The organism is Moraxella caviae (assembly GCF_002014985.1).
Lineage (GTDB): Bacteria > Pseudomonadota > Gammaproteobacteria > Pseudomonadales > Moraxellaceae > Moraxella > Moraxella caviae.
This window is the reverse complement of the sequence record NZ_MUXU01000085.1, coordinates 3,766-16,351: the sequence shown is the minus strand read 5'-3', so window position 1 is coordinate 16,351 and position 12,586 is coordinate 3,766. Positions and strand designations below refer to the sequence as shown.

The following is a 12,586-nucleotide window of genomic DNA, read 5'->3' as shown; positions in this document are numbered from 1 at the left end:
CGGGTTTTGAAAATAGCCGAAAATTTTCGCTTTTTGGTACGATAAACGGCTGGCTAAGCGTTGCGCCGTGTTTTTCACTCTCGTTTTGCGCTTTATCATGCACCTTGCCTTTTAAAACGTACACACAATCGGCAAGCGCCATGGCTTCGTCAATGTCGTGCGTAATCATCAGGCAAGTCAAACCAGTGCGCTGCTGAAATGCCGCAAACCATGCGTGCATGGCACGTTTGGTGATGTAATCAAGCGCAGAAAACGGCTCGTCCAGCAGCATAATTTCATCATTCGCCAGATAAGTACGCAGTAGTGCCGCGCGTTGGCGTTGCCCACCTGACAGCTCGTGCGGATATTTTTGTATGTGCTCGCTAAGCCCAAAATCGTCAAGTTTGGGCATGATGCGCTGGGCGATTTCATCTTTTGGTAGGTTTTGCAGTATCAATGGCAGCGCGATGTTGTCATACACACGATAAAACGGCAGTAGCAAATCCTTTTGCAGCATATAGCCGACTTGCCCCGCCTTGCCCGTAACATCTTGCCCATCAATACTGACCACGCCTGCGTCTGGCGCAATCAGCCCAGCAGCAATGTGAAATAAAGTCGTCTTGCCAGAGCCGCTGGCACCCACAATCGCCACCACGCTGCCTGTGCGCACTTCTAGCGACACATCATCAAGCACCGCCACCGCACCAAAGCAATGGCTGATGTTTTTTAAGGTAAGTTTATGCTTGGAATTTTGGGCGTGGCGTTGTGTCATGGCAAGCAATTTAAATAAAACCGTTTTAACTCAAGGCGTTTGGCTGTCAGCAGCAGATTTGGCAGGCAAATAGTCATTGCTCATGCCTGCGCCATCGGCAAACGGTTTATCAACCAAACCCTGCTCATACACCCAGCGATAAAAGCGATTCCAGCGTGCGTCATCAAAATAACCCCAGCTGCCGTCCGCCGCCAAATACTGCTGCGACATAAAGGCTTGGCTGGCATGGGCAAGCTCGCTGTTCGTTTCTGGCGCGTACTTGAGTAGAATTTTGGCACTTTGTTCAGGATTTTGCGCAGCGTATTGATAGCCTTTACTGATGGCGTTTAAGGCTTTTTTGTAACGTTCTGGATTTTGCGCAAGCTTTTCGTTATTGGCAATCAGCACAGGCGCATAATAATCAAAGGTTGGATTGGCGTCTTTTAAATAAAAAAAGTTGGTCGGCACACCTTTTAGCCCTGCGTGAATGCCGTCCCAGCTGTAATACGCCAGCACATAATCAAACAATCCCATGCGCAAAGCCGTTGTTGCGTCCGTGCTTTCACCCGGCACAGGATTGAGCGGTGCGCCCACGACGTTTGCCACAGTCGCATCGTCTACCGCATCTTCCCAAGTGGAATAACGCTTGCCGTGCAAATCCGCTGGCGATTTTGCGCCCAACGATTGCAAGGATAAAAGCCCCACGCTGTTATGCTGAGCAATGGCGGCGATGGCGGTAATCGGCTCGCCTTTGACAAGACGTTTTACCATGTTCGGCTGAAAATACACGCCCAAATCCGCGCGCTGACTTGCCACCAGCACCGAAGCACTGTCTTCGCTTGGCTGTACGATGGTTGCGCTTAAGCCTTCTTGGGCAAAATACCCCTGCTCAATCGCCACATACAGCCCTGTGTGATTGGTATTTGGCACCCAATCAAGCGCAATGATAAGCTCATCAGCCGTATTTTTTGCACTTTCGTTATCACCACTTTGTGCGCACCCTGTAATTACAAAAACGCCAGCCAATACAGGCAGTAATCGCTGCGTGTATGTTTTGCTTTTTGTAATTTGTGCGGATTTCTCGTCAGTGCTTTGCTGATTTGATGGTGCAGCTTGTTTACTGAAAAACACGCTTTGAGTAAAGTTTTGGGTGAATTTGCTGCGGTAAAGCGTCATCGCTGTGAGTCCTTTTTGATGAAATTATTTTTGGAAAACTGATTTTGCAAGGCCAGCTTGATAAAATTGGTTTTGCAACTTTGTCTTGTCATTTAATTTTGCAGTACTTTTCTTACAACTTATTGTAATTAAAAACTTTTCTAATCTCTTGGCTGATACGCCAACACACGCCGCTCAATCAGCTTAATCAGCCCAATCAAAAGCAGCGTCAGCACACTGATGAAAAAAATCACCGCAAACATATTATCCAGCTCATAAGATTTGCGCACGCGCGTCATGTACACGCCAAGCCCGTGATAGCCGCCCAGCCACTCCGCCACCACCGCAGACACCAGTGCATAAGACATCGCCACTTTTAGCCCTGTGAAAAAATAACCCATCGCAGAAGGAATTTTTAGGTAGCGGTAGCTTTGATAAGTGCTGGCTTTCATGGATTTAAAAAGATTGAGCTGCTCTTTTTCCACCGATTGATAGCCGTCAATCAGCGCAATCGTCATCGGAAAAAACACCGACAGCACTACCAGCACCACTTTTGGCAAAATGCCATAGCCCAGCCAAATCACCAAAAGCGGCGCAATGGCGATGGTCGGAATGGTCTGATTGAGCAGCAACAGCGGATAGATTTTTTCTTTAAAACCTGCCGACAAATCCATCAAAATCGACAGCACAAAACTCAGCAAAAGCCCAATCAACGTACCAATCAGTGCCGTCAAAAGCGTGTATTTGGCGTGATTCATCAGCAGCCAAAAATCATCAATGAATGCCGCCACGATTTGCACAGGCGATGGCAACAGATAATCAGGCAGCAACCCAAACGCCACCACCGCTTGCCACAGCGCAAGCAGCACCGCCACCACGCTGTAGCGGCGCACAAAAAGCAGCAAGGATTTTAGCGCAGTTGGCATGATGTACTCAGCTTATCGGTGAATGGCGGATAAAATGCAGTGAATGACAATGGGTTTAAAAACGGTTTGGGTTTGTGAATGAAATTAACGAATAAAATTTCACCACTTAAAACCAACGCTAAATCAAATCAAACGCACGGTCAATCGCTTCGTCCAGCCTGTCCACCGCAATCACTTGAATGCCTTGAAATTGGGTGCTGTTTTCTTTGGGCGCATTTGCCTTAGGAATGATGGCGTGCGTAAATCCGTGCTTCATCGCTTCACGCAGACGCTCTTGCCCATTTGGCACAGGGCGAATCTCGCCAGACAAGCCCACTTCGCCAAACACCGCAAGCCTTGGCGGCAGCGCACGCTCACGAATACTGGACGCACACGCCAAAAGCACCGCCAAATCACTGCCCGTTTCCATCACCTTGACACCACCCACGACGTTCACATACACGTCCTGCCCGCTGGTGTGAATGCCGCCATGACGGTGCATGACCGCAAGCAGCATGGCAAGCCGCTGATAATCCAAACCCAGCGCCATACGTCTTGGCTGGGCGTGCGCATCGTCCACCAATGCTTGTACTTCCACCAAAAGCGGCCGCGTGCCTTCACGACTGACCATCACCACCGAACCTGCGATGGGTTTTTCATAGCGGCTTAGGAAAATTGCCGATGGGTTGGCGACTTCTTTAAGTCCTGTATCCGTCATGCCAAAAATTCCCAGCTCATTCACCGCACCAAAGCGGTTTTTCACCGCGCGAATCATGCGAAAACGGCTGTCGCTCTCCCCTTCAAAATACAGCACCGTATCCACCATATGCTCAAGCACCCTAGGGCCAGCCAGCGAACCTTCTTTGGTAACATGCCCCACCAAAAACAGCGCCGTGCCTGTTTGCTTGGCGTAGCGAGTCAGCATGGCTGCCGATTCACGGATTTGCGCCACGCCGCCCGGTGCAGACGTGATGGCTTCGGTGTACAGCGTCTGAATGGAATCAATGATGGCAATCGCTGGCTGCTCGGCAGATAAAGCAAGGCAAATAGTGTCTACATTCGTCTCAGCAAGCACACGCAAGCGGTCAGTCGGCAAACCTAAACGCTTGGCGCGCATGGCAACTTGCGATAAGCTCTCTTCGCCTGTGATGTACAAAGCCGAACCTGCCAAGCTGTCCAAACTCGCCATATTTGTGGCGGTTTGCAATAAAATCGTGGACTTACCAATACCCGGATCGCCACCAATCAGCACCACCGAACCTGCCACCAAACCACCGCCCAACACACGGTCAAACTCACCCAAGCCAGTCGGCATACGCGTTTCTAGCGTTACGCCCACTTGGTCAAGATTCATCACGCCTGACGTGTCGCCTGCATAGTTGGCAGTTTTTGGCTTGGCGGCTTTTGGTGCGCTGCGATGGTGCGGCAAACTTGTGTCCATCGCTTCTACAAGCGTATTCCACTCGCCACAATCGGTGCATTGCCCCGACCATTTGCCATAATGCGCACCGCACGCTTGGCAGACATAGCTGGATTTTTTTGCCATAAAATCAATCAGTTAATTAACAATAAGTTAAATTGTATCAAATAAACGCACGTTTCACACTAGGCGCACAAACGTTCATAAACCTTTACGTCCATCAACACCGCTCTACAAAACAAAACCCACACACGGTGAGTTTTGCAAATTGGCAAGCGGCTGGCTTAGCGGTGTGCAACCATGCCACGCAATCAGCCTTCGCCCTTGACGCGCGCCACTTGACGTGCGAAATCTTCACGATATTCAAGCAGCTCTTCGCAAGTGATGGCAAACACGCCGCTACCGCCTTTTTCAAAGGTTAGCCAGTCAAACTGGATCTCTGGATAGGCTTGGCGTAAATGCCATTCGCTATCACCCACTTCACACACCAAAAGCCCATCGCGCGTCAGATAATCAGGCGCAGCGTACAAGATTTGATGCACCAAATCCAAGCCGTCTTGCCCTGCCGCCAAAGCGTGTTCTGGCTCGTGCAAAAACTCTGGTGGCAAATCCGCCATCGCCGCTGCGTCCACATAAGGCGGATTGGTAACAATCAGCTCGTACTGATTTTCCGCTGGAATTTTGGCAAATAAATCCGACTCAATCAGCGTTACTTGGTGCGCCAAATCGTGATGCTCTACGTTTGTCCACGCCACTTCTAGTGCGTCTTTGTCAATGTCGGTTGCATCCACATTGGCATCAGGGAATGCCGCCGCCAGCGCAATGGCGATACAGCCTGAACCTGTGCATAAATCCAAAATGCGCTCTGGCGCAGACAAGCCAAGCTCTGGCAAACCATGCTCAAAAAACTGCGATTTTTTGGCGTCTTCCACATCAAAATACGGATAAAAACGCTGGTTAATCAGCTCAGCGATTGCCGAACGTGGAATCAACACGCGCTCGTCCACATAAAACGGCATATTGCAAAAATACGCCAAATTTATCAAATAACTCAAAGGCTTACGCTGAATGATGCGCTCAGAAAGCAAGGTCAGCACCGCTTGTTTTTCTGCGCCAATCAGCTTACAATCCAAAATCTGCTCATCTGCCGACCACGTCAAATTCAAAGAATGCAGCACAATCGCCGCACTTTCGGCAAATTCATCGGTCGTACCCTGCGCCACCACCACGTCATATTGGCGCAATTTGGTTACACAAAAACGGATAAAATCACGAATCGTGGACAGCTCTTTTTCCGCTTCGGCAAGCTCGGCATACAGCTGGGCGATGTCCGCTTGGGTCATTTCATCATTGCCATCGTCCAAATAATAAGCAAAATCCTGCTCATCTTCATCAGCAGGCGTGATAAAATCACCTTCAAAATCAACGTCTTGGCTCATATTGTCAGAGTGCGACATAGCATTCCTTTTGTAAACTAAATCAAAATAAAATTACAAAGTAAATTTATAAATAAATGATAAAATCAAATCCACTGCCAAAACTCGCCTAAGCCCATCAAAACATGGCTGCCAGCACGCATTTTGGCACAAAAACTTATCGTCTATTGTAGCATATTTTTCGCTGATTTGCTGGTGTGAAAGCCATTTTCGCATAACTTTCTGACAACTTTTCACCGCTTTCACTTTGAAATTTTTTACCGATCAGCTTTTTAAAAGACAGCTGTATAAAATAGCTTTAACTCACGATATTTTTAAATTGGTTTTTTGAGAAAAACTTGCTAAACTATCATAAAATTTAAAACCCAAATCTAAATCCACACCATCAAACAAGCGAATTTCACGGCAAATTTTAAATTTGACAAATATCAAATCAGCTTTTTGATGGCGGTTACCAACTCTACACTTTTTAGAAAATCTACACAATTATGACAAATCAAACCACTGAACGCTTGGCGTTTTGCTTGCCTAATGGCATGAGTGCCGAAGAATTTTTGCGTGATTATTGGCAAAAAAAACCTTTGTTAATTAAAAACGGCTTGCCAGCCATCGCACAAATGTTTGAGCCTGAAGACGTGCTGGGCTTGGCGTGCGAAGAAGGCGTGTCGGCACGGCTCATCAGTCAAGACGACACCAACCCAAACACATGGTCGCTAAAAAACTCACCGCTTGACGAAAGCGATATTCAAAATGCGCCGCAGCTGTGGACGGTGCTGGTACAAAACCTTGAGCAATGGTCGCCTGAGCTTGGGCAGCTGTGGCAAGCCTTTGATTTTATTCCAAAATGGCAACAAGACGACATCATGGTGTCATACGCGCCAGTGGGCGGCAGCGTGGGCGCGCATTATGATGAATACGATGTGTTTTTGGCGCAAGGTTTTGGCGAAAGACGCTGGCAGCTGGGTAAAATGTGCGATGGCGACACGCCCTTTGTGGCGGGTCAGCCGATTCGCCTGCTTGATGACATGGGCGAGCTGATTTTTGATGAGATTTTAGAACCCGGTGATGTTTTGTATGTGCCGCCACGCCTGTCGCATCACGGCATTGCACAAAATGACTGCCTGACTTTTAGCTTTGGCTTTCGCCGCCCAAACGTGGTGCAAATCCTAGATGAAATTGCGGACGTTGCCACCCATGAGCGCAGCCTGTTCTCACCCATCACGCTGCCGCAAGCCCTACAAACTGACGCCAACGAACTTAGCGCAGCCAGCCTTGACGCCATCAAGCAAGTGCTGATTGACACACTCAATTCCCCTGCTGGCGATGACATCGTGCGCAGTGCGGTGGCGGAATTGGTGAGTAAGCGCCAGTATGATTTGCTGGCTTTTGAAGATGAAATGGACGCAGGCGCTTTAGCACAACGACTTGGCGAAGGCGAATGTTTGATGGCAAACCCTGCCAGCCGCTTTGTGCGCTGCGATGGCGCGTGGTACATCAATGGCGAATGCGTGTCATTGGACGATGAAAGCACTGCTTTGCTGACACGCTTAGTCAATGGCGAAGTGCTGACGCTTGATGATTTACCGCAGGCACGCCTAAGCGAGCTTGCCGAATGGATGAATGATTATTGGCTGGTGCTGATTTGATGGACTTGCTTAATTTTTATCATTAAGTAAAGCTTAACAAAACTACAGAAAAACCATCGTCAAGCGGCGATGGTTTTTGTTTTGATAAAAGCTTGGTTTTCGGATTGATTTTAAGTTTGATTGGTAGATTGGGCTCAATAAGACTTAAAATTTGGAATAAAATTCACATTTAAAAGCACTTTAATTCACTCATCAAACGCAAGTTTTAAAAGCACATCAAACCCAGCCCAACATTCTTAGCCACGCCATGCCGATTGCCATGCCAATCATACTCACCACGGTGGTAAACGCCAAAATGTTTGCCGCCAGCACGTCATTGCCGCCCATGGATTTTGCCATCACATAGCTTGCCGCTGCCGCAGGGCTTGCCACCATCACAAACAGCACACCAAAATGCACAGGCGGCAAGCCCATCGCCACGCCTGTAACCACCGCCACCAAAGGCGCAACCACAACTCGCCCAATGCTTGCTTGCATGGACACACCAGACAATGCCAGCATGGATTTGACATTTAAAGTCGCCCCAGTGCAAATCAGTGCCAGCGGCAAAGCCACACCAGCAAGCAGCTCGCCCGTTCTGGCAATCGGCTTTGGCGGAAATGGCAACGCCAGCGCCTGATAAACAAATGCCGCCACCAGCGCAATGATTAAAGGATTGCTGATGATTTTGCCCAGCATACCACGCGCTTGGGCGGTAAAATTTTGCGCCTGCGTGGTGCGCGACAGCGTAATCACCGCCAGCACGTTATACAAAATCGTAATCACACCCATGTACACCGCCGCCACGCTCGTGCCAGCTTCGCCATAAGCATTGCTTGCCACCGCCAGCGAAATAATCGCCATGTTTGAGCGAAAAACGCCCTGCACAAACACGCCTTTATCACGCACCGCAGGCACGAAAAACTTGGCGTAAATTTCCGCACCAAAAAACAGCACAAAAGTTGTGATAAATCCTGCGCCAATCAGCCATGCCTGCGCCGCCATGTCCACTTGGCTTTTAATGACGCTAAAAAATAGCAAGCACGGCAAGCAAAAATTAAACACCACTTTTGACGCCACATCAATGAAATTTTTATTAATCAGGCTTTTTCGTTGCATAAAAAAACCCAGCCCCATCAGAGCAAGGTTTGGAAAAACAATCATAAAAGCAAAGGCGATGGCGTCAAGGATTTCTTGGATATTCATGGATCAAACGTGCAAAAAGCGCATTGTAACACTTTTTACACGCTTTGATAATACCCATCAGCCAGCAAATTTGTCAGCAAAGCCGCCAATCAGACCAACTTAAACATCACGCATTTTCGCTCGCTTTTTAATCATCATCGCAAGCAAACTCACCGCCGCAGGTGTTACGCCACTGATTCGCCCTGCTTGCGCCAAAGTCGCAGGTCGCACTTGGCTGAGTTTTTGCACGATTTCATTGGACAGTCCAGACACCGCTGCATAATCAAAATCCTGCGGCAAAGGCGTATTTTCTAGGCGTTTCATCTGCTCAATCTCATCGGCTTGACGCTCGATGTAGCCTTGATATTTCACGCCAATTTCAATCTGCTCGCCCACATCGCTTGGCACATCGCTGTCTGACACGCTCGCCACGTCATTAAAGCTGATGTTTGGGCGTTTCAACAAGTCAAGCAAGGTGTTTTCTTTGGTCAAAATCTCGCCTGTATTTTGCATGAACGCCTTACCAATCGCATTATTTGGCGTTGCCCAAATATCGCTTAGGCGCGCGGTTTCTTGCTCGATGCGCTCCATTTTTTGGCTAAATTTCGCCCAACGCTCATCGTCCACCAAGCCAAGTTTACGCCCAATCTCAGTCAAGCGTTGGTCGGCATTATCTTCACGCAAAAGCAAGCGATGCTCAGCACGGCTTGTAAACATACGATACGGCTCGTTTGTGCCGTGCGTGATTAAGTCGTCCACCAGCACGCCAAGATAGGCTTCGTGGCGTTTTGGCGTCCAGCTGTCTTTTTCCGCCACCGCCAAAGACGCATTCAAACCCGCCAAAAGCCCTTGCGCCGCCGCCTCTTCATAGCCTGTCGTGCCGTTAATCTGCCCAGCAAAATACAGCCCGTCAATGGATTTAGTCTCAAGGGTCGGTTTTAGGTTTTGCGGGTCAAAATAATCGTATTCAATGGCATAACCGGGGCGTGTGATGTGCGCATTTTCAAGTCCACGCATGGAGCGGATAAAGTCCACCTGCACTTCAAACGGCAAGCTCGTAGAAATGCCATTTGGGTACAGCTCATGCGTGTTCAGCCCTTCAGGTTCAATAAAAATCTGATGGCTGTCTTTGTCAGCAAAACGGTGAATTTTATCTTCAATACTCGGACAGTACCGCGGCCCCACGCCTTCAATCTTGCCGCTAAACATCGGACTTTGGTCAAGATTAGCACGGATAATCTCGTGCGTGCGCTCGTTGGTGTGCGTGATGTAGCAATTCACCTGCTGCGGGTGCATATCCACACTGCCCATATAACTCATCACAGGTAAAGGCGTATCACCGGGCTGCACAGTCATCACGCTAAAATCGACCGAACGTGCGTCAATGCGTGCTGGCGTGCCAGTTTTTAGTCGTCCCACAGGCAAATTCAGCTCACGCAAACGCTGTGAGAGCGCAATGGACGGCATATCGCCTGCACGCCCACCGCTTTGGTGCTGTAATCCCACATGAATCACACCGCCCAAAAACGTCCCAGAAGTCAGCACCACTTTTTTGGTGGCAATTTTCACCCCTGTGGCGGTAATCACCGCCGTTACACGTCCATTTTCCACCAAAATGTCGTCCGCCGCCTGCTGGAACAAATGCAAATTCTCTTGATTTTCAAGCACTTGGCGAATGGCAGCTTTATAAAGCACACGGTCAGCCTGCGCACGCGTAGCTCGCACGGCAGCGCCTTTTCGGCTGTTTAGCACACGAAATTGAATGCCTGCCTTGTCAGTTGCCAACGCCATCGCTCCGCCCAATGCGTCCACTTCACGCACCAAGTGTGATTTGCCAATACCGCCAATCGCAGGGTTACAGCTCATTTGCCCAAGCGTTTCAATGTTGTGCGTCAAAAGCAAGGTTTTTGAACCCATGCGTGCCGCTGCCAAAGCCGCTTCTGTGCCAGCGTGTCCGCCACCGATGACAATCACGTCATAGCCTGATAAAAAATTCATACGTTTACCGATTTAAGTGATTTGTTTTTTTAAGCTGATTTTTTAATTGATTTTTAAAGTTGCTTTTTAAAGCTAATTTTTTTAAAGCCACTTTTTAAGTTTTGTTTTGCTGTGATTTTTTAAAACATTTTGCAAAAAGCTTTCAAAGAATTTTTAAAGCTGTCGCCATCAGGTCAAATGCCCCAGCACTTGATTTGACGTCAATTTAGCGCACAATTTTATCACTGCACATTTTGCCATCGCATAATTTCACCACTACTCAATCTTGCCGTTCAAATAACGCAAAATCGCTTGAAAAGTGTGCTTATTTAGCGTCAGATTTAGAAAGCTGCTCTTTGGCTTGCTTGGGTAATTTATCCAGCAAAGCGTTTTTTAGCGCATCGTCGCCATGCGCCATCACCATGTCAATGAGTGGGCGTGCATCAAAAGGCAAATCGTCAATTTTTTGGGCGAACGTCGCCAAATAATACGCCCCTTGCACGTCTTGGTCTGCCATGACACGCTGATACACCACCTGCCAAGACAGCTCGCCTGCGCCGCCAGCACCGATGATTTTATGAATGGCTTGTAAGGCGGTGTTTGGCGATTCGCACAAAGTAAGAATTTCAGCGGAAACTTGTTTGATTTTGTCTGTCTGTGTCATTTTATCAAAAACAGCAAAACGGCTATTAAAAAATAACCGTTTCACCACTCCATTTGCGTAAACTCAATCACACTTCTGGGCTATGCTCTTCAATCAATGGCTTAAGTTCGCCAGATTGGTACATTTGCAAAATGATGTCGCTGCCGCCAATCAGCTCGCCATTCACCCAAAGCTGTGGGAAAGTCGGCCAGTTGGCAATCAATGGCAAAGTGGCGCGAATTTCTGGATTTTCCAAGATGTTCACGAATGCAAATGGACGACCGATTTGCGTCAAAACTTCCACCGCACGCGCTGAAAAACCGCATTGTGGAAATTGTGGCGTGCCTTTCATGTACAAAAGCACCGCATGGTCTTTGATTTGGTTTTCAATCAATGATTTGATTTCTGGATTGATGTCGCTCATAAAATTCTCCCAGTTGTGGAAAATGGTTGTAGAAGATAAGTTATAAAAATAAAGGTAAAACCTTTTAAATAAATTTGGTTAAAGTTGTGTAAAATCAATTCGGCTTAAGTCTTACTGCTTGGCAAGCAGCACCACTGCGTGCGCTTGTACGCCTTCACCACGTCCCAAATGCCCCATTTTTTCATTAGTGGTGGCTTTAATGCTGATGTTTGTGATGTCGGTTTGTAAATCGGCAGCAATGTTGGCTCGCATGGCATCTTTATGCGGCAAGACCTTTGGTCGCTCGCAAATGATGGTCATGTCTGCATTAACGATTTGGTAGCCGTGCTGCTTCACCAAAGCATAAGCGTGGCGCAAAATGATACGGCTGTCCAAGTCCTTATTGTCATCAGACGTGTCAGGAAAATGCTCGCCAATATCGCCAAGCGCTAACGCCCCAAGCAGTGCGTCCGCCAAAGCGTGCAGCAGCACATCGCCATCAGAATGCGCCAAAATGCTCTTGGCATGGGGAATTTTCACGCCGCCAAAAGTTACGAATTGCTCAGGCAATCCACGGTCAATAAAAGCGTGTACGTCTATACCATGTCCGATTTTTATCATAAAATTATCCGAAATTTTTCATGCTCGTTTTTAATGTGGTCAATCTTTTGGCTTTTATCGTGGTTTTTGTGGTAAAATCAAGCCCTATTGATGATTTATCGCTGATGGCTTTAATTTATAGGTTAGTTTTGGCTGAATTTATTTTAGCCAAATTTGTTTTATTTGTTTTGGTGGCTTTGGCGATTTTAAAACCCACTTTTAAAAGCATTACTCCCTTGCAATCTGCCAAAACAAACCCAATTTATCAAGCGGCCAAACGATTTTGTATATTCTAGCACATTTTGGCGCACGGTGTATGAACTTTCACTACCACCAAAGCACAGTTTGCTTGGCTAAATTTGCCAAATTAAGTGGTGAAGTTGGCAAACTGGCGTAAATTCACGCCAAATTTGCACCAACACGAAAATTGATACGAAAATTGATACGAAAATTGATACGAAAATTGATACGAAAATTGATACGAAAATTGATACGAAACTTGATACG

At 47.7% G+C, this 12,586-nt stretch carries 12 protein-coding genes; 2 read left to right on the top strand and 10 right to left on the bottom strand.

Annotated features, from left to right (window positions below):
- From B0181_RS10980 to prmB, 5 genes are all read right to left on the bottom strand, one after another.
- On the bottom strand, positions 1-751 hold a 751-nt coding region (locus B0181_RS10980), incomplete at its 3' end, for an ABC transporter ATP-binding protein (protein WP_078277531.1).
- 30 nt (positions 752-781) lie between these two features.
- Positions 782-1,906 carry an ABC transporter substrate-binding protein gene (locus B0181_RS10975; RefSeq protein ID WP_078277530.1) on the bottom strand — a complete coding sequence of 375 codons (1,125 nt, stop codon included), beginning with the start codon at positions 1,904-1,906 and terminating at the stop codon, positions 782-784.
- A gap of 140 nt (positions 1,907-2,046) precedes the next feature.
- On the bottom strand, positions 2,047-2,811 hold the full coding sequence (locus B0181_RS10970) for an ABC transporter permease (RefSeq protein WP_078277529.1): 765 nt from the start codon (positions 2,809-2,811) through the stop codon (positions 2,047-2,049).
- 118 nt (positions 2,812-2,929) lie between these two features.
- Complete coding sequence (radA, locus tag B0181_RS10965) at positions 2,930-4,336, bottom strand: DNA repair protein RadA (protein ID WP_078277528.1); 1,407 nt, start codon at positions 4,334-4,336, stop codon at positions 2,930-2,932.
- Between the two features lie 185 nt (positions 4,337-4,521).
- Positions 4,522-5,649 carry a 50S ribosomal protein L3 N(5)-glutamine methyltransferase gene (gene prmB, locus B0181_RS10960; protein WP_078277534.1) on the bottom strand — a complete coding sequence of 376 codons (1,128 nt, stop codon included), beginning with the start codon at positions 5,647-5,649 and terminating at the stop codon, positions 4,522-4,524.
- Between the two features lie 485 nt (positions 5,650-6,134).
- Here prmB and B0181_RS10955 point away from each other — a divergent pair, with 485 nt between their 5' ends.
- Positions 6,135-7,292, top strand: a complete 1,158-nt coding sequence (locus B0181_RS10955) for a cupin domain-containing protein (protein WP_078277527.1) — start codon at positions 6,135-6,137, stop codon at positions 7,290-7,292.
- A gap of 216 nt (positions 7,293-7,508) precedes the next feature.
- Here B0181_RS10955 and B0181_RS10950 read toward each other — a convergent pair whose 3' ends face one another.
- The 5 genes from B0181_RS10950 to ispF all read right to left on the bottom strand — a co-directional run bounded on the left by B0181_RS10950 (position 7,509) and on the right by ispF (position 12,100).
- Positions 7,509-8,462 carry an AEC family transporter gene (locus tag B0181_RS10950; protein ID WP_078277533.1) on the bottom strand — a complete coding sequence of 318 codons (954 nt, stop codon included), beginning with the start codon at positions 8,460-8,462 and terminating at the stop codon, positions 7,509-7,511.
- Positions 8,463-8,576: 114 nt separating this feature from the next.
- Positions 8,577-10,454 (bottom strand): tRNA uridine-5-carboxymethylaminomethyl(34) synthesis enzyme MnmG, encoded by a 1,878-nt coding sequence (mnmG, locus tag B0181_RS10945; protein WP_078277526.1) that lies wholly within the window; start codon positions 10,452-10,454, stop codon positions 8,577-8,579.
- Between the two features lie 304 nt (positions 10,455-10,758).
- Positions 10,759-11,097, bottom strand: a complete 339-nt coding sequence (locus B0181_RS10940; RefSeq protein WP_078277532.1) for a hypothetical protein — start codon at positions 11,095-11,097, stop codon at positions 10,759-10,761.
- A gap of 67 nt (positions 11,098-11,164) precedes the next feature.
- On the bottom strand, positions 11,165-11,500 hold the full coding sequence (grxD, locus tag B0181_RS10935) for a Grx4 family monothiol glutaredoxin (protein ID WP_078277525.1): 336 nt from the start codon (positions 11,498-11,500) through the stop codon (positions 11,165-11,167).
- Positions 11,501-11,611: 111 nt separating this feature from the next.
- Positions 11,612-12,100 (bottom strand): 2-C-methyl-D-erythritol 2,4-cyclodiphosphate synthase, encoded by a 489-nt coding sequence (gene ispF, locus B0181_RS10930; RefSeq protein ID WP_078277524.1) that lies wholly within the window; start codon positions 12,098-12,100, stop codon positions 11,612-11,614.
- A 47-nt stretch (positions 12,101-12,147) separates the two neighbouring features.
- Between ispF and B0181_RS10925 the strand changes: the two genes are divergently transcribed.
- Positions 12,148-12,375, top strand: coding sequence for a hypothetical protein (locus B0181_RS10925; protein ID WP_143821606.1), 228 nt, complete (start codon positions 12,148-12,150; stop codon positions 12,373-12,375).
- Positions 12,376-12,586 lie beyond the last annotated feature (211 nt).

Bases quoted from the DNA above. Each gene is read 5' to 3' on its own strand.
- ispF (WP_078277524.1), bottom strand. From the start codon at position 12,100: ATGATAAAAATCGGACATGGTATAGACGTACACGCTTTTATTGACCGT.
- mnmG (WP_078277526.1), bottom strand. From the start codon at position 10,454: ATGAATTTTTTATCAGGCTATGACGTGATTGTCATCGGTGGCGGACAC.
- grxD (WP_078277525.1), bottom strand. From the start codon at position 11,500: ATGAGCGACATCAATCCAGAAATCAAATCATTGATTGAAAACCAAATC.
- radA (WP_078277528.1), bottom strand. From the start codon at position 4,336: ATGGCAAAAAAATCCAGCTATGTCTGCCAAGCGTGCGGTGCGCATTAT.
- B0181_RS10940 (WP_078277532.1), bottom strand. From the start codon at position 11,097: ATGACACAGACAGACAAAATCAAACAAGTTTCCGCTGAAATTCTTACT.
- B0181_RS10975 (WP_078277530.1), bottom strand. From the start codon at position 1,906: ATGACGCTTTACCGCAGCAAATTCACCCAAAACTTTACTCAAAGCGTG.
- B0181_RS10955 (WP_078277527.1), top strand. From the start codon at position 6,135: ATGACAAATCAAACCACTGAACGCTTGGCGTTTTGCTTGCCTAATGGC.
- B0181_RS10970 (WP_078277529.1), bottom strand. From the start codon at position 2,811: ATGCCAACTGCGCTAAAATCCTTGCTGCTTTTTGTGCGCCGCTACAGC.
- prmB (WP_078277534.1), bottom strand. From the start codon at position 5,649: ATGAGCCAAGACGTTGATTTTGAAGGTGATTTTATCACGCCTGCTGAT.